1 protein-coding gene is annotated in these 1,098 nt (G+C 37.6%); it reads left to right on the forward strand.

Annotation, left to right across the window (positions count from 1 at the left end; translation table 11 throughout):
• The coding region (locus tag FLY87_RS10040) for a carbohydrate porin (protein ID WP_141267109.1) at window positions 1-1,081 on the forward strand (1,081 nt) is incomplete at its 5' end.
• Window positions 1,082-1,098 lie beyond the last annotated feature (17 nt).

A 1,098-nucleotide genomic window follows, 5' to 3' on the forward strand; every position in this document is an offset into this window, starting at 1 on the left:
TTATGCAGTAGACATCACGGACAAGCTATCTATTTCAGGGGCAGCAACGGGAGTTTACCAATGGTTAAACAAAGCTCAAGGGGATGTGCATAACAAAGACCGTGGTTCAGCAGTAATTGATTTTAATGTATCATTCAAACCAACTGAAAATGATGAATTTTTCCTAAGGGCAAGCTTTGCAAAAGGAAGCGGATTTCATTCAGAAAACTCAGGATATCCCTTTAAATTATCGCCAAATGCTGATGACCTTTTTGTTGACTTACGAAACATGAATGGGCACTCAAGAGACCATCTACAGGAGCTATGGTATTCCCATAAGTTCCCTATTCAGAAAGATATCTCACTAAAGCTTACTGCAGGAATAATTGACTCTACAACCTTAATTGATGACAATGCCTATGCAGCAGATGAAATAACTCAATTCATGAATGAAGCATTGGTTCACAATCCTCTTGCAAATCTTCCAAGCTATGATGGAGGTGTTGCAGCAGAGTTTGAGTGGGACAAGTTTCATGTGAGATTAGTTGGTATGCGTTCAAAAAATGACAATGAAGACATGGATGTAAGGCACTACAACTGGTTTGGAGCGCAGGTGGGATACAAACTTGAGACTCCTATTGGAGAAGGAAATTACAGAGTTTATGCATATACAACGAACAAAAGATTTGAAAACTGGGATACTGATGCATACAAGGCACTAAAAGGCATTGGAGTATCCTTTGACCAGCAATTGATAAAGGATATATTGGGAGCTTTTTTCAGGGCAGGATGGCAGGATGACTCTGCAAAAGTAAATTATAACAGAATGTATTCAATTGGATTAAATCTCAATGGAAGTGTATGGGGAAGGAAAGATGATGAAGTAGGAGTTGGTTATGCCTATCTTAAGAGTCCATCAAAGAATGAAGAACTCAACAACAGTCAGGTTTTTGAGGGATATATTAAATTCAAGCTATTCAGTTATAAATCTCTTAGTTCAGACATAACCTTTGATTATCAATATATCCGTGACAAAGATAGAGACTCCGAAAACACAAAAGCAGGCAATGTATACGGTGTTAGATTAAACTTTAACTTTTAATGGAGGAGGTAAAAAAA

Source organism: Thermodesulfovibrio sp. Kuro-1, assembly GCF_006538445.1.
GTDB lineage: Bacteria > Nitrospirota > Thermodesulfovibrionia > Thermodesulfovibrionales > Thermodesulfovibrionaceae > Thermodesulfovibrio > Thermodesulfovibrio yellowstonii.